Here is a 21,796-nt window from a genome sequence, read left to right on the forward strand (position 1 = left end):
CAGTTATGTCAGGGCATTCAAAATTTGCTAACATTAAACACAAAAAAGAAAAAAATGACGCGGCAAAGGGAAAGATTTTTACAATCATCGGCCGTGAAATTGCAGTAGCGGTAAAAGAAGGCGGATCAGACCCGGCTAACAACAGCCGACTGCGTGATATCATTGCAAAAGCGAAAGCCAACAACATGCCGAATGATACCATTGAAAGAGGTATCAAAAAGGCTGCCGGTGAACTTGGCGCTGTAAATTATGAGTATGTTACATATGAGGGCTATGGACCGGGTGGTATCGCGATTATAGTAGACGCGCTTACTGACAACAAGAACAGAACTGCATCCAATGTACGAAACGCTTTTACAAAGGGAAGCGGCAGCATCGGAACACAGGGATGCGTATCTTATATGTTTGACCAGAAAGGGCAGATCATCATTGACAAAGAAGAATGCGAGATGGAAGCGGATGATCTGATGATGACGGCACTTGACGCGGGTGCAGAGGACTTTTCTGAGGAGGAAGACAGTTATGAAATTCTGACCTCGCCGGAAGACTTCAGCGAAGTGCGTCAGAGTCTTGAAAATGCAGGGATTCCGATGGCATCCGCAGAGGTGACCATGATTCCGCAGAATTATGTAGCGCTTACGGATGAGACGTCCTTGCGACAGTTGAACCGGACATTGGATCTTCTGGATGAAGATGATGACGTTCAGGCGGTGTATACAAATTTGGAGGAGTAAGTAAATGAATTACTATCTGACCGGGATTGAAGGTATGCCGAAGCTGCTGGAGTGCTGTGAGGACCCGATGCGCTATTTTAAGAAAACTCTGTATTCTGATGCATTCAGGCGGTTTTATCAGGAGAATGTTCCTACGTTTGATGCGATTGAAAACGGCTATAATTCCGTGATTGACAAGGAGCAGTTCCTTGAAAATATGGCGGAAGCTATGGCTGAGTATGCGCTTTCAAAAGTAGAGGAATGCAGGAAAAAAAGCGAAAAAGAACGTTTACAGCTGGATCTGAATATGATGGTAGCGGTATTTGTAATTCCGATGGTACTGGAGTACAAAGGCAATTCTTCCCGGCCGTTAGCGGACAAGATCATCGCTTCCTGGAAAAAAGCATTTCCGAAATCGAATATTCAGGCAGCAGAGTTTTCCTTTGTGGAGAAGGGATTTCATAAAAAATTCTGTTATATCACGACAGCTGTCTGTGAATCTTTTCAAAAAGCTGACAACTGTTATGAGCTTAGTTTGCTGCGCGATTACCGGGATGCATATCTTGCAGGGTTACCAAACGGAGAGGCATTAATTGACGAGTATTATGATGTAGCCCCGTCGATTGTGAAGCATATCAATCAGAGGGAAAATTCCTATGAAATTTATCATTCCATCTGGAAAAAGTATCTTTCTCCATGTATTGCCCTGATTGAAGATGGTAAGATGGAGGAATGTCAGGAGCTTTATAAACAAATGGTTTTTGACCTCAAAAAAGATTATTTTTATCTGCAGTAGACGGATCTGCTGCAGATTTTTTTGTTTTTCGCCGTGTGCTTTCTGGTGTACTTCTTTGTGGGGTATGTTTTCCGGTTTTTGGGAAATACTATCGGGGAATATCCCATATACATTTAAGGAGGAACAGGATGAATCAGGAAAAGGAAAAGCAGGGCGGGGAAAAGGAAGAAAAAAATAAAGAACAGCGCGAAGCGATTAAGGAGATGGGAGAAGTAGATTTGAGTCACAGAATCCATCTTCTTACGGTAATTGGTGAAATCGAGGGACATGAATGTCTGTCGGCAAATTCCAAGACGACAAAGTATGAGCATGTGCTTCCGAAGCTTGCCGCTATTGAGGATAGTCCGGAGATCGACGGTCTTCTGATCTTGCTGAATACAGTAGGCGGAGATGTGGAGGCAGGACTTGCCATTGCCGAGATGATTGCATCACTCAGCAAGCCGACCGTTTCTCTGGTACTTGGAGGCAGTCATTCGATCGGAGTGCCGATTGCCGTATCAACAGATTATTCATTTATTGTAAAAACAGGAACGATGGTTATTCATCCGGTGCGTATGAGCGGAACCGTCATTGGCGCGCCTCAGACGTATGATTATTTCCGGCAGATGCAGGATCGTATTCTTGGTTTTATTTCTGAGCATTCCAAAGCTTCCAGGGATCGTTTGGAAGAGCTGATGCTTGATACGGGGATTTTGACGAAGGATCTTGGAACCATTCTCGTTGGTCCGGATGCAGTGCGGGAAGGATTGATCAATGAAACAGGAGGCATCAGTGATGCGCTGAAAAAACTGTATGCGTTAATTGCCGAACACTGATGCCAGTTCAGAGCGCTTTTCAGATAAGAATAGGATATGGATTCTTTGATGGAAAGCCTCTTTTTCAGAAAAACGAAAAAGCTTGTGTCTGCGGGATTTTATGGTATACTAGTAAAAGCGGATGGAGGAAGTCCATATGTGCATACGGTTTTTCTGCCCGCAGTTAGGAGGAGGGTATTATGTCAATTATTGAGTCTATTTTACTTGGCATTGTCCAGGGAATTACAGAGTTTCTTCCGGTCAGCAGCTCCGGACATCTGTCGATACTTCAGAATATCTTTCATGTGGAGACGAACGGCAGTATGCTTTTTGATATTATGCTGCATCTGGGCACGCTTGTGGCAGTATTTATCGTGTACTATAAAGATATCTGGAACATGATAAAAGAGTTTTTCCTGATGTTAGGCGATATCTTCAAAAATGCACGAAATTTTTTCCTGAACCGAATACATAAAACATCATTGAAGTACACGAAGGTGGTACACAACAGTTATCGTAAATTCGTTGTATTGATTCTTGTTTCAACGATTCCGACTGGTATCATTGGTGTTTTGGGGAAAGATCTGATTGAGGATGCATCAAAGACTCTGCTGATACCAGGAATCTGTCTTCTGATTACGGGCGTACTTCTTCTGATGGCTGATCTGGCCAAAGAAGGAAGAAAGAAACCGAAAGATGTGAGCTATAAAAATGGTGTTGCAATCGGTACCGCACAGGGCCTTGCTACACTGCCGGGACTTTCCCGTTCCGGGACAACGATTGCAGCCTGTATTTTTTGTGGCCTTGACCGGAAATTTGCTGTAAAATATTCCTTTATTTTATCAATTCCAGCGATTCTCGGTGCGGCAGTTCTCGAGGTAAAGGATGTCATTGCGGAGCCGGTTGATATGAGCCAGATCGGAATCTACGCAATCGGAATGGTATTTGCCGGATTAGTAGGCTATATCTGCATTAAAACGATGCTGGTCATTGTGCGAAATAAGAAATTCAAATATTTTTCTTATTACTGTTTTGTTGTCGGCCTTGTGGCAATTGTGGGACACTTTTTTATTTAAGGGTTCGGCCCGGGCAGATCAAATTCCAGGAAAAGACTTGAGGATATTGAATAAGAGTTTCAGGCAGAAATAGAAGAGGGGAAAAGAAATTGGCTACAAATACAGCAAAGAAAAAAGCTGCGTCTGGCAGCAAAGCTTCGAATACAGCGTCAAAGGGGAAAGGCGCCACAAGTCGAAGCGCAGGGGCAAAGACTGCCCCAAAGAAAACGGCAGTAACAAAAACATCGAACAGGAAAACAACTGGAAGCGGCAGAACAGAACCTGCCGCTTTCTATGAGCAGAAGCCACGGGAGCAGACGAATCCGCTGATTGTGAAGGAGGCCGCGTTGTGGCTGATTCTTGCTGTCTGCATTCTGATTTTTATCAGTTATTTTGGAATCGGCGGATATGTCGGTGAGATGATATCGGATATCAGTTTTGGAACATTCGGCCTCAGCGCATACGTTTTTCCGCTGCTTTTCTTTACAGCAACTGCTTTTTTGATTGTGAATCGGGGAAGCAGGATTGCAGGACTGAAATTTGCTTCGTCGGTGGGACTGTATCTGTGTGTGTGCAGTTTTACAGCTCTTTTATCAAGTGAATACGATACGGTCAGCAATTTCCGTGAACTGTATGAGATGAGCGCCGCGAAGAAGAGCGGTGGCGGAATAGTCGGAGGATTTCTCTGTGGTCTGCTGCGTCCTGCGCTTGGGGACATTGGCACAGGACTCATTCTGGTGATTCTGGCACTGATCTGTGGGCTTCTGATTACACAGAAATCACTAATGCGTGGTGTAAAACAGCAGAGCAGCAGGATGTATCATTCCGCAAAGGAAAACGGTGTGCGGCGCAGACAGGAACGTGCCAGACGTGAAGAAGAGTGGGTGCGTGAGCAGGAAGCGCGTGGCATTGCAGAGACTGAGGAATTTTTAAAAACAGAATTTGACAGCGAGCAGAAGATAGCGGCGCAGACAAAAGAAAACCGGAAAAATCAAAGAAGATACAGTGCCCATGAGACGCAGGCATGGCCTTCTCAAAAGGAGCTTCGCAGACCTTCCGGGGAGATGCGGTCGCAGTACAGCACGCATCCATCGAAGCCGGTGGAGGCAGACTATGCACAGAACAGGAAATATCAGGCACAACAGGGAAGAACCGAGATTGATGTACCGGTTCTGTTTCCGGTATACGGGAGAGAACATCGGGCGGAACGTCGTATTACCGGTGTGACGATGGACACAAAGCTTCAGGGAAGACCAGAGCGAATCGGGGCAGAAATTCATGAAATTCTCCCGAAGAGACAGCCAGAGGCTCCAGTTCCGACGTGGACAGAACGAACACAACCAGCCCAAGATGGAGGTCCGGTCAATGATACCGCAGAACGTGAGACATCTTATATTGATCTGGAGCAGGTGCATCCGAAAAAGAAAAGTACCGGAAAAAAGAAAAAGGATTCCGGGCTTGAGGTATATCAAGAGTCTGTGGAACTTCATATTGAAGGGCTGCCGGAACAGGAAGGGGTTCCACAGGTTGAAGAACTTTCGAAGTTGGAAAACAAGTCAGACTCCTCTGTGATGACAGCGCAGAAGGAACCCGATTTTTCTGCTTTTACAAAATTAGATGAACCGGATTGCTGCGATGATTTGGAAGAGATATCGGTTCCGGAGGCTGAGGTAGTTTCAGAGACTGTGCCGTCTGCGAAAAAGCAGTCTGTGAACAGACAGGAGCTTTCAAAAGCTGCGCCTGCAACGGCTGAAAACTCGTCCGCGCCTAAGAAGCAGCCGCGTTCCTCACAGCAGGAAATTGAAGACGGAATTGCAAGTGTGGAGGCTGAGGCGGCAGAAAGTGCAAAGGCAGTGTGTCCGGAGTATGTGTATCCGCCGCTTACGCTTCTGAAAAAAGGCAAGGGCAAGTCCGGCAATGGACAGGAGCAGGAAATTCGTCAGACCGCGGCAAAGCTGCAGCAGACGCTGGACAGTTTTGGCGTGCATGTGACTGTTACAAACGTAAGCTGCGGTCCAAGTGTTACGCGTTATGAATTGCAGCCGGAACAGGGCGTTAAGGTCAGCCGGATTGTTTCCCTTTCCGACGATATTAAGCTGAATCTGGCAGCTGCCGATATTCGAATTGAGGCCCCGATTCCGGGCAAGGCGGCTGTTGGAATTGAGGTGCCAAATGCAGAGAACAGCGCTGTGGCGCTGCGCGACCTGCTTGAATCCGATGAGTTTCAGAACCACAAATCAAGACTGGCCTTTGCTACCGGCAAGGACATTGGCGGCAAGGTTGTCGTATCGGACATTGCAAAGATGCCGCATCTTCTGATTGCAGGTGCAACTGGGTCCGGTAAATCCGTGTGTATTAACACGCTAATTATGAGTATTCTTTACAAGGCTCATCCGGATGATGTAAAGCTGATTATGATAGACCCTAAGGTCGTGGAATTAAGTGTTTACAATGGGATTCCGCACCTTTTTATTCCAGTTGTGACTGACCCGAAAAAAGCGGCCGGAGCGCTGAACTGGGGTGTGGCTGAGATGACGGATCGTTATAATAAGTTTGCGGAATTTGGCGTGCGCGATTTGGCGGGTTATAATAAAAAAATTGAGGCTTTAGCGGATATTGAAGATGAAAACAAGCCAAAGAAACTGCCACAGATTGTGATCATTGTCGACGAGCTGGCAGACCTTATGATGGTTGCGCCTGGAGAGGTGGAGGATTCGATCTGCCGCCTGGCTCAGCTTGCGCGTGCTGCCGGTATTCATCTGATTATTGCGACACAGCGTCCGTCTGTCAACGTTATCACTGGTTTGATCAAGGCAAATATGCCGTCCAGAATCGCTTTTTCCGTTACTTCAAATGTGGATTCCAGGACGATTATTGATATGGCCGGCGCGGAAAAATTGCTTGGAAAGGGTGATATGCTGTTTTATCCGCAGGGCTACCAGAAGCCAGCGCGTGTTCAGGGAGCTTTCGTGTCAGACGAAGAAGTCTCCGATGTGGTTGATTTCCTGAAGAATAAAAATACAGACGTTTCCTACAGCGCAGAGATTCAGGAGCAGATTGCAAAGGTACAGAGCGCGGCCTCGGCGGCGCGTGGTGATGAGGACTGTGACGCGCTTTTTGCAGATGCCGGAAAATTTATCATTGATAAGGACAAAGCGTCGATCGGTATGTTACAGCGTGTATTCAAGATTGGCTTTAACCGCGCTGCCCGTATTATGGATCAGCTTTCCGAGGCGGGAGTGGTCGGACCGGAAGAGGGAACCAAGCCGAGAAAAATCCTGATGTCAGCGGAAGAGTTCGAAAATTATCTGGAGCAGAATTAAATGGTTGTCGAATATGAAAAATCTTCCACCACTATTTGCTGGCAGAAGGCTCAGAAATTGTCATTTTTTCGTTGAATTTTAAAGTACTTTGTTTTATACTGAACAGGATATGATCTACTGGAAAAATCCACAGTAGTATGAAAGCGGGAGATCCCTGCTGCACAGATATGGAGGTATAGTATGTATAAGATTTTGAAAGCAGGAAAGCTTGCGGGCAACATCTATGAGATGGTTGTAGAAGCACCGCGCGTTGCAAAGCGCTGCCTGCCGGGACAGTTTGTGATTGTCAAGATGGATGAGGTTGGTGAGAGAGTTCCGCTTACCATCTGTGATTATGACAGAGAGGCTGGTACGATCACGATTGTATTTCAGCCAATCGGAGCTTCAACCGAGAAGTTTACAAAGCTTCAGGCCGGCGATTCGTTCCGGGATTTTGTAGGGCCTCTGGGATGTCCGTCTGAGCTTTGTGAGGAGCAGAACCTGGAAGAAACAAAGAAAAAGAAAATTCTTTTTGTTGCAGGCGGCGTAGGTACGGCTCCGGTATATCCGCAGGTAAAATGGCTGCATGAGCATGGTGTTGAGGCGGATGTCATTATCGGCGCCAAGACAAAAGAGCTCGTGATTCTTGAAGATCAGTTCAAGGAAGTTTGCGGTAATCTTTACATAACGACCGACGACGGTTCTTACGGAAGAAGCGGTATGGTTACAAAGGTGATTGACGATCTGATTACCGAAGAAGGAAAGACATATGATCACTGTGTATCCATCGGACCGATGATCATGATGAAATTCTGCTGTCTGACAACAAAAAAATATGATCTGCCGACGATTGTCAGCATGAATCCGATCATGGTAGACGGTACCGGTATGTGTGGTGCCTGTCGTGTGATGGTTGGCGATGAAGTGAAGTTTGCCTGTGTGGACGGACCGGAATTTGACGGACACAAGATTGACTTTGATGCAGCGATGAAGAGACAGGCAATGTACAAGACCGAAGAGGGAAGAGAACTGCTGAAGCTGCGTGAGGGAGATACGCATCACGGCGGATGCGGCAATTGCGGAGGTGACAAATAATGGCAGACGTATTAAAGAAGGTTCCGGTCAGAGAGCAGGAGCCGAACGTTAGGGCGACAAATTTTGACGAGGTATGTCTCGGTTACAACAAAGAAGAGGCAATGGAAGAAGCAGTGCGCTGTCTCCATTGCAAAAATGCCAAATGTATCGAGGGCTGCCCAGTAAATATTAATATTCCGGATTTCATCGGACATGTAAAAGAAGGCAATATTGAAGAGGCTTACAAATCTATTTCTGAGTCCAGTGCACTTCCGGCAATCTGCGGACGTGTCTGCCCGCAGGAGAGTCAGTGCGAGGGTAAATGTATCCGCGGTATTAAGGGCGAGGCTGTTTCGATCGGAAAGCTGGAGCGCTTTGTTGCTGACTGGGCAAGAGAAAACGGTATCAAACCGCCGGCGCCGGAGACAAAGAACGGCCGCAAGGTAGCTGTGATTGGTTCCGGTCCTTCCGGACTTACCTGTGCAGGCGACCTGGCTAAACTTGGCTATGATGTAACGATTTTCGAGGCGCTGCATGAGGCAGGCGGCGTGCTTGTTTACGGTATTCCGGAGTTCCGTCTTCCGAAGCTTGATGTTGTGGCAAAGGAAGTGGAAAATGTAAAATCTCTCGGCGTTAAGATCGAGACAAACGTTATCATCGGCAAATCCGTTACGATCGACGAGCTGATGGATGAAGAGGGATTTGAAGCTGTATTTATTGGTTCTGGTGCAGGTCTTCCGATGTTTATGGGCATCCCGGGTGAAACCGCAAAGGGCGTATTCTCTGCAAATGAATACCTGACAAGAAACAATCTGATGAAAGCATTCCGTGAGGATTACGATACTCCGATTGTACACGGCAAGAAGGTAGCCGTTGTCGGCGGAGGAAATGTTGCAATGGACGCAGCAAGAACTGCGCTTCGCCTTGGCGCTGAGGTACATGTGATTTATCGGCGCAGTGAGGCAGAGCTTCCGGCAAGAGCAGAAGAAGTGCATCATGCAAAAGAAGAGGGTATTATTTTTGATCTGCTGACCAATCCGACGGAAATTCTTGTAGATGAGAATGACAGTGTATGCGGTATTCGCTGCATCCGTATGGAGCTTGGCGAGCCGGATGCATCCGGAAGAAGACGTCCGGTAGAGGTTCCTGGTTCTGAGTTTGATATGGAAGTGGACACAGTTATCATGTCACTTGGAACATCACCGAATCCGCTGATTTCATCAACCACGATTGGATTGGATGTTAACCGCAGAAAGTGTATTATTGCTGACGAGGAGACCGGAAAGACCTCCAAAGACGGCGTATTTGCAGGCGGGGATGCTGTGACTGGCGCAGCGACGGTTATTCTTGCCATGGGTGCAGGAAAAGCGGCAGCAAAGGGAATCCATGAGTTCCTGAGTGCTAAGAATTAAATAAAGACCGTTTTTCGAATATTTTTTGACTATAGGGCTGTGAAAGAATGATAAAAAGATCCTTTGTACTGAACATTAGTATGAGGGATCTTTTTGGTGAATCAGATATCATATAGAAAAAGCAGGGTGAAAATGTTATGAAAAAAAGATAGATGCCAGGAAGGCGTTTTGAATCCTTCTACAGGAAATCCTCTGACGATGGCCGATTATGTGCCGATCAGATGGTCCTCTGACCTGGAGTATATAGCCAGAATCCGGGCGGCAGAGGCAAGTGTGACAATGGCTCATACTAGAACAAACGGCGCAAGCTGTTTCGAAATACAGAGTCCGAATGGTATTAGGAGTTACGGTGAGATTTTAGCCTGGAACTGGAGTAATCCATGCTCGACGGAATTGAGCAGTGGTATGCGGAAAAGCAGGACTGGGTGAAGCAGAATGCAAACGCTGTGACAGGACATTATACGCAGATGATTGATCCGGAAAATCTTTATGTTTGGAATGGGGACATTTTGTAACGAAAAAGCACAATATTACAACACTATAGCCGGAGAATTTGCGTCTGGCAGCGGTCTGGATGAGTCATGCAGAGCAGGCATCAATGACTGCAGCCAGGTTCGGATGGGATTGTCAGGGCAAATTATTGTGGTACAGATTGCTTAAAGAGAAAAAGAAAGCAGGACAGAGTAATGAAAATAACACTGGTGACAGTAGGAAAAATAAAAGAAAAATTTTTTCAGGCCGCAATTTCAGAGTACAGCAAACGACTGGGCCGGTATTGCTCGCTGAATATCGTTGAGGCCGCAGATGAAAAGACGCCGGACGGAGCAGGAGAAGCGCTGGAGCGGCAGATCAGAGAAAAAGAGGGACGACGGATTCTTGATGCAGTCAAAGAAGATGCGTATGTAATTGCGTTGGCTATACAGGGAACGGAACGTTCTTCTGAGAACCTGGCGGCGCATCTTGACGCGCTTACGGTACAGGGAAATAGCCATCTGTGTTTTGTAATCGGAGGTTCCCTGGGGCTTTCGGAAGAGGTGCTTGCCAGAGCAGATGAGCAGCTCAGTTTTTCTGCAATGACGTTTCCACATCAGCTGATGCGGGTCATTTTGCTGGAACAAATTTATCGGAGCTTCCGGATTATAAGGGGAGAGCCATATCATAAATAATAAATTTTAAATTTGCAAAAACAATTTTTGTTTTTATATTTTATGAATTAAGAAAAGTAACAGTATAAAATGAAATCCGGATAATGGAAAAATCTGTTACTTTCACCTTGTATCACCAGTATGAAAATGATATATTAAATACAGGCACAGGTGCCGCCAAAATGCTGAAGAATGTTCAGGTGGCGTGCAGCTGTGCCTGTGTTTTTATTTCAGAAAGAAGTGTTTGCAGGCTATATTTTTTTGGAATACAAGGGAGGAATTATGATGAAAAAGCGTGGGATCAGTTTTTTAATGGCATGTTTGATGGCTGTGCAGCCAGGGTTATCCGTTGCGGCACAGAGTGAGGAAAATTCGGTTATCAGAGGAGCGGACTATACGATACGTGCGCATGTGGACGGGACAAAGACGCTGACTTTTTATGCAGATTTGGCGGCCTCCGATTATGCAGGCAGCAGTGCGGCTGAAGACGGGAGAGAAGCTGGCACGGAGCGCAAAGCCGGAATGCGCAAGGCAGGGCAGAGCAGGACTGCTGTGTCTTCAGAAGATGGACAGAAGAATAGCGGGATGACACAAGGGACAGGGCAGACGGATGAAACGGAGGCTTTGTCCCTTGAAACGTCTATAGAGGGGGAAGGGGAGGATGCGGAGGTTACCCTTTCTTATGGGGATTTGGGTATTTCGTTTACGGCAGAGATTTTTGAGGACAGGGAGGATGCAGAGCCGGCGCTTGAGCCGGTAGAGAAAGTCCTGACGATGGCGGCACAGGAGGGATTATCGGAAGAAAAGCAGGGCGGACAGGCACCGGAGACAGGTTCGGATGGAACGCGTGACACAGATCAGGAAGCAGGCCCGGATGGAGAGACTGCTCCGGATCAGAGTGCGGATTCTGACGGAAAGAGCGATACAAATCAGGCAAAAGACCCAGACGGAGAAACTGATCTGGATCAAGAAACAAGCCCAGGCGAAGACAGTGAGCCTGATAGGGAGACGGATGAAGATGGAAACATCGGCACAGACAAGGAAACTGATGCGGATGGCCACAACCATACAGAGAAAGAAACCGACGCAGATGGCAACAACCAAACAGACAGGGAAACTGACGCGGATAGCAACAGCGACATAAACGCGGAAACGAATCCGGATGGCAACGCTGATAATACCAATACGGAAGCAGAGCCGGATGGGATAGGCAATTCCGACCAGACAGGAGAGCCGGGGGAAACCGCAGAACCGGGCGGGGAAAACGGGACCGAGGCAGAGTCCGGCTGGGAAGCAGAGTCAGAAACAGATGGAAACACATTGGGAAATACAGACGCAAAGATTCCAGAGCCGGAGATTCGCTACGAGAAGAAGGAAGACGGAATTAAGGAGGAACTCATTCTTTATGGATACTGCGGCGGACACCGTGTGGATTATGCGATGCAGCTTACCGGTCTTGTACCGGTGCAGGAAGGGAATGGGTTTGGCCTTCTTGATGAAGAAGGAAATCGTATATTTTCTATTTCCGAGCCATTCCTGTATGATGCGGCAGGGGCCGAAAGCCGTGAGATTGCGGTAAATATGGAACAGGTGGAAGGCGATACCTGGCGGCTTTCGTATGTGCCTTCGGATGCATGGCTGTCAGACCCTGCGCGTAAGTGGCCAGTGGTGCTGGACCCGACGATTAAGACCGAAAAGAATACGGATATTGAAGATAATTATGTCACGGATGGGAGCGGGACACATTATGATGAAAATAAGTCCCGGATGCTTGCCGGAAACAAGGACGGGAGCGACTATACCGCATTTTTACGCCCGGCAATTCCGGACAGCCTGAAGGATATCGCATCGCATGTGGTCATTACAAAGGCCTCTGTGATGCTGTATGTGGAGGACCAAAGCGGCAGCCAGGATTATGAATTTTACGCGGTGGAGGAGACGTGGAAATCGTCAACAATCACAGGAAAGAACCAGCCGAAATGTGCCTCCTCCCCTTTTTACAGCGGGAAGCTTTCGACGGGGAAAAATACGGTGAATATCAAACCGCTTGTATCGACGTGGTTCAATAGCCTTAACCAGAAGGAAAATTGTGGGCTGGCTGTCAAGGGCAGCGGAAAAAAGGGAAATTATATCGAGCTTGCGTCCTCCGACCAGGGAGATGCAAATGTGGCAAAGCGTGTGAGCTTTTCCATTACGTATGAAGAGATTGATACAAAAGCAAAAACAGGGCTTAAAGCATCTGCGCAGGGGAACAGCGCGAACTCGGGGACAGGTTATGTAAACCTTTCGTGGAACAGCATTCCGGGAGCGGAAGGATATTATGTGGGGGTTTATAACGGGAAGGCATATGAATACTTTTTTGTGGGGAATACCACGTCCTGGAGCACAAGCGGAAAGGGAATCTGGCCGACCGAAGAAGAGATTGAAAAGAAGCGCTACAAGCTGCATGGGGACGGAAAGGGGGCGGAGTTACCGTGCATCCCGGCTTTTACGTATGCAAATGTCGCGGGTGGGACACATGCCAGTGACCTTAGCTACCAGTTTACAATTGTACCGGCAAACAGCCTGGGGCAGGCGATTGATCCTGGAACGTATAAAGGGGTAAGCGCCATCCTGCCGGACCGGATTGCACCGAACCAGCCTGCAGCGGTAACAGCAACGCCGTCAGGGTACAGCAAAGGGAATACGTTAAGCATCAGCTGGAATGGAATCCGGGATTATAACAGCACCAGTGCAGGGATTACCGATACGCTCGGGGACGGACGGGTGCAGTATTCGATTGATAACACCACCTCCTGGCAGGATACTGACCAGAATGTGGCTTCCGGAAGCTATACGTTTTCTACTGCGTCCTTGAGTGACGGGGAACATACCGTTTATGTGCGTGGGCGTGATGCAGGCGGGAATACGGGAGGATTTACCGGGGCACATTTTTATATTGACCGGACAGGACCGGCAGGCCAAAGTCTTACGGTGTCACCGCAGGGCTATACAAATGAGGAAACTGTTACGCTTTCCTGGAGCGGGATGTCTGATTTGAATGCGATTGCAAAGACGGAATACCGGATAGATGGCGGAGCCTGGACAGATACGGGAAGTACGGCGGGCTCGTATGCCGGTTTTGTGCTTGACATTCGTCATCTTTCAGACGGGAAGCATACGCTATTTTTGCGTGGGCAAGACAGCCTCGGCAATACCGGGACGGAAGCATACACAGAGTTTTTGGTAGACCGGACTGCGCCGTCGGCAGGAGAAATCCATGTGGTCCCGGAAGGCTGGAAAAACGCAGAAAAAGCGACCCTTACGTGGGAGGGGGCTTTTGATGCGACGAGCGGCATTGCATCCATGGAGTATGCGGTGGACGGCAGCTGGAAATCCATCGGGAGCACGGCAGGAAGCGGCAGTGTGGCGTTGGATGTCAAAGGGCTTACCGATGGGGAACATACGGTATCGTTCCGTGTAAGGGACCGGGCAGGGAATGGATCAGAAACAAAAGAGGCAGTTTTGTATCTGGATACCACAATGCCGCAGGCACTGATCACAACCCCGGCAGACCGGGCGATCCTGGAAGGAGTCTGTGAGATAAAAGGATTGGTGACGGACGACCATCTTGCCGGGTGGAAACTTACGGCGCGGGATCGTAACGGAACGGAAAAGGAACTCGCCTCATCGGATGCATCCATAGATACAGAAACCGAAACGGAAAGAAACGGAAATGGGGAATCCGGGGAAGAAACCGGGGAAGAAACCGGGGAAGAAACCGGGGCGAAGGACGCATCTGCCACTGAAAGCAACAATCCATCCGGGGAGCGCAAAAAAGAGGCAGAAGTGCGCGGCAGCTTGGATCTTTCCGGCTACCCGGACGGGGAGCATGTGACGGTCGTTTTAACTGCATGGGATGAAGCCGGGAATGAGGCAGAGGATGCGATTACCGTCATCCGTGTGGATGGCTCGATGAACCCATTTGAAGCGACGCTTGCGCTTGATGTGCCGGAGCATATCACAAAGGCGCAGGAGCAGGGGAGTTACAGCATTTCCGGGGAACAGGACCATACTTATGTTTATATAGATGGTGAACTGGCAGAGGCGGTTTCCGGGGGCAATTTCCTGATTGACGGGGTACGTTATTCTGAAAACAGTACACATACCGTAAGTGCAGTATCTGTGGCAGAGGGCAGCGTGCGTTACAGCAACGGCCTTGGCTCGCAGCGGCTTTTGGAAATGCGGTGGGAGGATGGCGCACGGAAAAAGGAAAGTTCCGGGAACAGCGGTGCAGAGACCGGCAGTACCGGAAAAGATGGCGCCCTGCCGGGCGGGGACGCATGGGTAAGTGAAACACTGTGTGCTGCCCGCAAGATGCTGGCGTTGCGGTTGGATGTCACGGATTTCGTACCGGGAAACAGCAGCATCCGCTATGAATACACCACAGATGGCGGAGCCGTATGGAACCCGGTTATCCCGGGAGAGGATGCCGTATTCGGGGAACCGGCGGAGCAGGTGCAGGTACGGGCTTTGTTTACCCGGGATCAAGAGGACTGCCCGGAGCTATACCGCATGGAAATAGAAGGTGTGCTGGAACTTAGCCCGCAGACTTTTACGGTATCGCTTGAAAAGAAGCCGGAAGTTTTTTACCTGACGGGTCCGGATCATGTGACAGAGGCACTGACCGTGATTACGCATACAGGAAATACAGAAGCGTCTGGCAGATCAGGTATCAGGTGGTATCTGGATGGAACGGCAGTGCCGTTTGGACATGATATGCTGGACGCACGGTATATCCTGGAAGAAGGCAGCGGTGTGCTTTCGGGTGTATTGCTTCCTGATACAGAGGATGGAAGGATTGCCATGACCGGCGGGAGCAGCCGGATCCTGTTGCGGGAGGATAAGGGGTACGTTGCCGGGATTGCAGAGAGCGGGGATATTTTCTGTGACGGACCGGTTTGTGCCCTGCGTCTCCTTGCAGCTGTGCGCGGCGGGGAAGGAAGATTTTTCTTCTCTGCGGACCGTGGTATGACCTGGCAGGAAATGCAAAACGGAGAATATCTGTTGCTGACTGAAATGGCGGATACCGTGCGTGTACGAGCAGAACTGCCGGAAGGGTCATCCCTTGCGGGATGGCACCTGGAAGGGTACTGTGCGTCAGGGCGCAGCGTAACGGCAGATTTGGTATCAGAACCGGTGCAGGCAGTGGCAGCCGATTATGGCGCATTTGAAAAAGAGAAACGTTATGAGCTGAAATGGCAGGATACGCAGGGAGCGGACACTACCATGCCTTATACGGAAACTTACCGGGTTTACCGCGACGGGGAGCTCATTGGCGAGACGGAAGAGAAAACCTATACTGATAAGGATTACAAAGAAAAGGCTTCCTATGCCGTGAGTAAAGTACGTACTTATCAGTGGGGCAGGAGCGGGACATCTACCGGTAGCCCGGAGGCGGATACACAGTCTCCATATGCGGTACGTGAAAGCGGGCAGGTATCAGCCAGCCACGTAGTCATGCAGGGCGATAAAAAGGAAGCAGAGAAAAAAGACCTGGAGGAGTACCGTCAGAGTGATGCACTGTCATCCCTGTACGGCGGGAACCATACGTTTGTCATTGGTACGCAGCCGCCGCGGGATGAACGTCTGTTAAGCCAGGAATTGCTGGGGGCAAACAAATACTGCACGCTAGGATTTGAACCAATCAATTTTAATACCGGAAATTTCTTTTTGGAAACACGGGACTATGCAAAAGAGAGCACGTCAGGCCCGGGCTTTGATATGCTGCGGACGTATAACGCGCAGAGCAGCGAGGAAGATGGCCTCTTCGGGCCGGGATGGGGGAGCCCGTACAGCCAGTACCTGCAGATGTATGCGGACGGAAGCATTGGATGGAGGAAAGCAGACGGGGCGCTGGTGCTTTTTGAAGACGTACAGGAGGGCTATCTGTGCACCGGGGACGGCCATGAGGAGCTGAAAAAAGAGGGGGACGGCTTTGCGGTTCGCACAGCAGAGGGCACCACGTATACATTCTCGCAATTCGGATTATTGGAGAAAATCTCGGAAAAGGGGCAGGACACACAGCTGCTGCGCGATGGCAGAGGTGTCCTTAGGAAAGTGCGCCTTGCGGGCGGCGTGGAAATAGAAGCAGAAACCGATGAAAAGGGCCACCTGATAAAGTTGACACAGCCGGGCGGGGCACAGACGGCTTACGGTTATGACGAGAATGGCCGTCTTGTGCAGGTGACTGATGTGCTGGGCAATACAGTGCGTTATGTGTATGACCGGAAAGGCCGGATGTGTGAATGGTATGACAAGGCCGGGAACCGCCAGGTATACAATGAATACGATGAAGAGGACCGTGTCGTATACCAGGAGGATGCCAAAGGCGGAATTTATACGCTGGAATATTTGGAAGACCACACCATCGTAACGGATGCAGAAGGGATCTCAAGCGGGACCTGGTTTGATGAGCAGAAGCGTACGATACGGGAGACGGACGGGAATGGCGGTGAGTACCTGTATTCATACGATGAGGCCGGGAATCTGGTCGGAAAGACGGATGCGCAGGGAAGGCTGATCGCGTATGAGTATGATGAAAACGGGAACCAGACCGGGGTTATTTTCCCGGATGGGACGGACTGTGCCTGGACCTATGATGATGAAGGGAATGTGTTATCTGAGACGGATGGGAATGGGAATACGACAACGTATGAGTACGATACAGCCGGGAACTTGACGAAAACAGTCCATGCAGATGGAGGGGAAGAGAAAAAAGAGTATGATGCACTGGGACGTGTGATAAAAGAAACGAACCCGCTCGGCTATGAAACCGTTTATACGTATGATGCGTACGGAAATATGGATTCTGTAACAGATGCACTTGGGAACCGTATGGCGTATGGATATGATGAATCCGGGAACCTCATTTGGGAAGAGGACATGCTTGGTAACCGGACCAGATATGAATATGATGCAGCCGGAAACCAGCTTTGCGTACAGTATGCGGACGGTACCGAAACTACTTATACTTACGATGCACAGGCAAACATGCTTAGCATGACGGATCAGCTGGGGAACACGACAGCGTATGAGTACGATGCGCTTGGCAACCTGGTAAAAACCATTTATCCGGACGGAGGCATGGAGGAGAATACCTGGAGTGCAGGCGGGAACCTGCTCTCAAAAACGGATGCGCTTGGCAATAAGACAGAGTATACTTATGACGCAAACGGGAACCTTTTAACGGAGACGGATGCCCTTGGACGTACCACAACGCATACGTACAATGAACGCAACCTGGAGACGTGTATGACACTTCCGTCCGGGGCATCGGAACGGTATGAATACGATGCAGCCAGTGGTTTTATGACAAGTACGTCAAATACGGCCGGATATCAGATTGATCTGGTATATGATGCAGAGGGCAATATCATCCGGCAGGAGGATGCAGAAGGGACGCTGCTGTCCATTGTGTATGACTGTATGGGCCGGGAGGCAGAGGTGACTGAAGCAGACGGAAGTACTGTGACGTACACCTACGACCTTGCAGGAAACCTGGTCGAAGAACAGGATGCTGCCGGGAATGTCACCCGGTATGAATATGACTGCCTTGGAAGATGTACGGCGCAGGTGAACCCATTGGGGAACCGGTGGGCGTATGAATATGATGCGATCGGGAACCTTATAAAGGAAACAGATCCGAGGGGAGGAGAGAAGACCTATACCTATGATGCACTGGGCAGAGTCCTGTGCATGACGGACGCGCTTGGAGGAAAAACCAGCTATACGTATGATGCAGCCGGAAATAATACCGGTATCACAGATGCCCTGGGACATAGCCGGAAGATGGCCTATGACAGCATGGGATGCATGGTGGAAGAAACATTAAAAAACGGCGGGGTAAATACGTATGTTTATGACGTACAGGGCAATTTAATCAAAGAAACGTTCCCGGATGGCGCATTTGTCATGTATGAATACGATGCGGCCGGACAGCAGACCGGGATGACGGATGTGTTTGGAAAAAAGGCAACGGTTGCATATGATTTGCTGGGGAATATCACAGTCCTTGATGACGGGGCAGGCGGAAAAGACGTCTCTGTGTATGACGCAGCCGGAAGGATGATTGAAGAGACGGATGAAGCAGGGCAAAAGAAAACATATACGTATGATGGGCTGGGCAGAATCCTTACCTGTACGGCAGGTGCGGGAAGTTTTTCCTATGTTTATGACCGGAGAGGGAATGCAGAGAGTATTACAGATGGAACGGGCACTACGGTTTCATTTGCTTATAATGCACTTGGACAGGTAACAGAAGCCCTTTACCCGGATGGAAGTACGACCCAGATGGAGTACGATGAGGCCGGACGGCTCATCTGGAAAGGGCTGCGCGACGGATCATACGAAGCATATACGTATGATGAGGCCGGAAATGTGTCTTCCTATGATAAGAATGGAGTAGAAACTTTCTATACATACGATCTGAATGGAAACATGATAGAAAAAGAGACTGGCGGGGTAAAAACTACCTATACGTATGATGCAGTGGGCCAGAAACTCTCCGAAACAGACTGGGAAGGAAAAACGACATTTTATACGTATGACCCGGAAGGAAATATTACCTCTGACGGAAGCGGGACTTCCTACAGCTATGATAAAAATGGCCGTATAGCAGCCCGTACAGATGCAAGTGGGAATACTACCACATATGGGTACGATGCAGCAGACCGGCTGATCCGTGTAACAGACGCGCTTGGGAACAGCACTACGTATGCATATGATGGATGGGATAACATAGCAGAAGTAACCGATGCATTAGGTCACCAGATGCGGTATACTTATGATGCAGCCGGGCAGCTACTCAAAGAGACCGACGCTCTGGGCAACAGCCAGAGCTATGAATACACGCCGGAAGGGCTTTTAGCGAAAAAGACCAATGCAAAGGGCAGGCAGACATCTTATGTATATGATGCAGTGGGCCGCCTGGTGAAAACCGTTTACCCGGATGGGAGCGTATCAGAGAATACCTGGGATGACATGGGCAACCTGACAGAAGCGGGGAACAGCGGACGGAAGAATACGTATCGGTATGATATCGAAGGGAACCTGGTCAGCGCTTCCTATGAAGAGGACGGGACGGTTTCCTATGCGTATGATGAAAACGGGAAGCTGTCCGGGCTTACTTACCCGGATGGCAAGACAGTTTCTTACGCTTATGATGCGTTTGGCCGCCTGACGGGAGTCAAAGACTGGACTGGCCGGGAGGTATCCTACCAGTATGATGGTCTGGGACGATGTATCAGCGAGACGGATGGAGAAAACAAAAGCACCTATACGTATGATGCGGCAGGAAAGCTTGCAGGGATTGAGATCCTGGGCGAAACAAAGGTTACATTTGTCTATACTTATGACAGTGCCGGGAATATTTTGACTGAACGTCGCAGCGAAGACGGGCAGAATATTGAGACGTTCTATGAATACGATGCACTTGGAAGGATTGTTTCCTGGAAAACAAGCGACGGGCATTTTGAAACTTATACGTATGATGCAGCCGGGAACCTGACGGAAAAAGAATCAGACCGCGGCCATGTTTTCATGGAATACGACGCAGCGAACCGGCTGGTCTGCATGTCAGACGGAGAGGAAGAAATCCGTTACACGTACGATGCAGACGGGAACCTGGGGCAGAAAACGTATGGGGATGGGAAAAAAGACACATACACCTATAACGGGGAAGGGCGGCTGGCCGGTTACACAGGGCATGACGGCGCAGAGATATCTTATACCTATGGCCCTACCGGTCTGCTGGTAAAGAAAGAAACGCACAGCTTCGGGGAAACCCGCGCCGTCACCTATCTCTATGATGAGGCCCGGGAATATGCGCAGGTGCTTACGGAAGAGTCAGATAAAGGGACGGCTTCGTATACATACGGAAGGGAGCGGATTGCCGCATACCAGGAAGGGACGCGCCTGAAATACCTTTATGATGTGCGCGGGAGTGTGGCCGGGACAATCAGGCAGGAAAATATTCCGGAAGGGGTAAAAACACAGGCAGAGTCTGGCGGACACGCTGTTTTGGCTGGCTATTTGGGAAAGAGCAGTTACCGCTATACACCGTTCGGGGAATTGGTCTGCGCAGAAGGCGAAAACGCAGGGGAAGGGTTCCTGTACAATGGGGAAGCCTATGATGCGGTGAGCGGAAGTTATTACCTGAGGGCAAGGTTTTATGAACCGGCTGCCATGCGTTTCAACCAGCCGGATACCGTGCGCGGGGATGCAAGGGAGCCGCAGTCCTTAAACCGGTATGTGTATGTGCAGAATAATCCGGTCATGTATGAGGATCCAAGTGGTGAGATCCTGGTTCTGGTTGGTATCGGGATTGGCCTGGCAGTTGGAGGGGCTTATGCTGGTTATAAATATCAGAACAACAGGAACAGACAGCAGGGGGTATCCGGAGCAAGGACAGGGACGGGAACGAAAACACCTAAAAGTACGGCCGGTTATACAGGTACGGCAAAACAGAATAAAAATCAGAGTAGTAATCAGGGCAGTTCTTCTTACCAAAGTACTGGCAAACAGACCCAGTCGAAAAACTATGGGTATACAACTAACACAGGAAGCAGGGGCCTGTCAGGATCTCAGCAAAAGAATGGAAGTGTTCCGGCAGCAGCAAGAAACAACCAAAAGATTGGGACTGTGCAAAAAAATAGTGGGACAAAGAGTTCTTCAAAAGCATGCAGTGCATCAAAAAATTCAGATTCGAAGAAAAAAGCGGTTCTGGTGCCGAATAAAGCAGTCAAGACTGGAACCGCTATAGCGGCTCCGGTGGTGGTGGAGCTTCTGCCACAAGCATGGCCCTGGATTGTGACAGGTGGCAAGGTTTTTATAAGCGCATTAGCCGGAATGGGAATTGTCACATTGGTTGGAGAACTGCTTGAATCCAAGGGCGACGAAAAGGAGGGAAGAGTCGAGCCAGAGGGGGAGGTGTCTGAGGAGAATCAGTCTACGGGGAAAGCAAAGGAAAAAGATAAGAATAAAGAAAAAGATAAAGCGAAGAAAACACCAAATGAAACGGTCGATGATAGAAAACTTAATGAATTGACTCCGGAAGAAATAAATAAACTTAGTCCAGAAGAATTAAAAGAAAAGTTACCAGATGGTTGGAAATATGAAGAGCATAATGGTCGTATTCATATTAAAGATCCAAATGGAAGAATGCGACTTCGTATAGATCCGGCAGATAAGATGACACCATATCAGCATATGCATTTATACGATAATAAAGGTAATTTGTTGGACATCAATGGAAACCCAGTTCCATCAAAATCACCTGATGGACACATTTTTTATCAACCGTAAGAACGTATATAATATTTTAGGCTATTCAGATTATTTTTCATGTAGAAATATTACTCCTTTTTGGATTGCAATTGGTCAGTACCAGATACTCATTGTCTATTCAATTTACTGTGGTGTATACGAACGCACCCAGAAGGCGGATCAACCTGCATAAAACGAACG

General features: G+C 48.8%; 11 protein-coding genes. All 11 read left to right on the forward strand.

The genetic code is table 11. From position 1 onward, the window contains the following. Window positions 1-5 precede the first annotated feature (5 nt). The 11 genes from AC6I2O_RS09870 to AC6I2O_RS09920 all read left to right on the forward strand — a co-directional run bounded on the left by AC6I2O_RS09870 (window position 6) and on the right by AC6I2O_RS09920 (window position 21,634). Window positions 6-734, forward strand: coding sequence for a YebC/PmpR family DNA-binding transcriptional regulator (locus AC6I2O_RS09870; RefSeq protein ID WP_120391664.1), 729 nt, complete (start codon window positions 6-8; stop codon window positions 732-734). A gap of 4 nt (window positions 735-738) precedes the next feature. Next, on the forward strand, window positions 739-1,509 hold the full coding sequence (locus AC6I2O_RS09875; protein ID WP_120391665.1) for a CFI-box-CTERM domain-containing protein: 771 nt from the start codon (window positions 739-741) through the stop codon (window positions 1,507-1,509). Between the two features lie 128 nt (window positions 1,510-1,637). Then, the gene (locus AC6I2O_RS09880; RefSeq protein WP_120391666.1) at window positions 1,638-2,324 is read left to right on the forward strand and encodes a ClpP family protease; all 687 of its coding nucleotides are present in this window, start codon (window positions 1,638-1,640) and stop codon (window positions 2,322-2,324) included. Window positions 2,325-2,503: 179 nt separating this feature from the next. After that, a complete protein-coding gene (locus tag AC6I2O_RS09885) occupies window positions 2,504-3,379 on the forward strand; it encodes an undecaprenyl-diphosphate phosphatase (protein WP_120391667.1) in 876 nt (291 codons plus the stop codon). 89 nt (window positions 3,380-3,468) lie between these two features. After that, window positions 3,469-6,681 carry an FtsK/SpoIIIE family DNA translocase gene (locus AC6I2O_RS09890; protein ID WP_120391668.1) on the forward strand — a complete coding sequence of 1,071 codons (3,213 nt, stop codon included), beginning with the start codon at window positions 3,469-3,471 and terminating at the stop codon, window positions 6,679-6,681. A gap of 180 nt (window positions 6,682-6,861) precedes the next feature. Beyond that, window positions 6,862-7,755 (forward strand): sulfide/dihydroorotate dehydrogenase-like FAD/NAD-binding protein, encoded by an 894-nt coding sequence (locus AC6I2O_RS09895; protein WP_120391669.1) that lies wholly within the window; start codon window positions 6,862-6,864, stop codon window positions 7,753-7,755. Beyond that, window positions 7,755-9,146, forward strand: coding sequence for an NADPH-dependent glutamate synthase (gltA, locus tag AC6I2O_RS09900; protein ID WP_120391670.1), 1,392 nt, complete (start codon window positions 7,755-7,757; stop codon window positions 9,144-9,146). The genes AC6I2O_RS09895 and gltA overlap by 1 nt, the downstream gene beginning before the upstream one ends. A gap of 380 nt (window positions 9,147-9,526) precedes the next feature. Continuing rightward, a complete protein-coding gene (locus AC6I2O_RS09905) occupies window positions 9,527-9,661 on the forward strand; it encodes a hypothetical protein (protein WP_497742555.1) in 135 nt (44 codons plus the stop codon). Next, on the forward strand, window positions 9,636-9,806 hold the full coding sequence (locus tag AC6I2O_RS09910; protein ID WP_497742557.1) for a hypothetical protein: 171 nt from the start codon (window positions 9,636-9,638) through the stop codon (window positions 9,804-9,806). The genes AC6I2O_RS09905 and AC6I2O_RS09910 overlap by 26 nt, the downstream gene beginning before the upstream one ends. 26 nt (window positions 9,807-9,832) lie before the next feature. After that, complete coding sequence (gene rlmH / locus AC6I2O_RS09915) at window positions 9,833-10,312, forward strand: 23S rRNA (pseudouridine(1915)-N(3))-methyltransferase RlmH (RefSeq protein ID WP_497742558.1); 480 nt, start codon at window positions 9,833-9,835, stop codon at window positions 10,310-10,312. 261 nt (window positions 10,313-10,573) lie between these two features. Further along, complete coding sequence (locus tag AC6I2O_RS09920) at window positions 10,574-21,634, forward strand: RHS repeat-associated core domain-containing protein (protein ID WP_497742559.1); 11,061 nt, start codon at window positions 10,574-10,576, stop codon at window positions 21,632-21,634. Window positions 21,635-21,796: the final 162 nt, after the last annotated feature.

Source organism: Blautia sp. St.27G3, assembly GCF_059728505.1.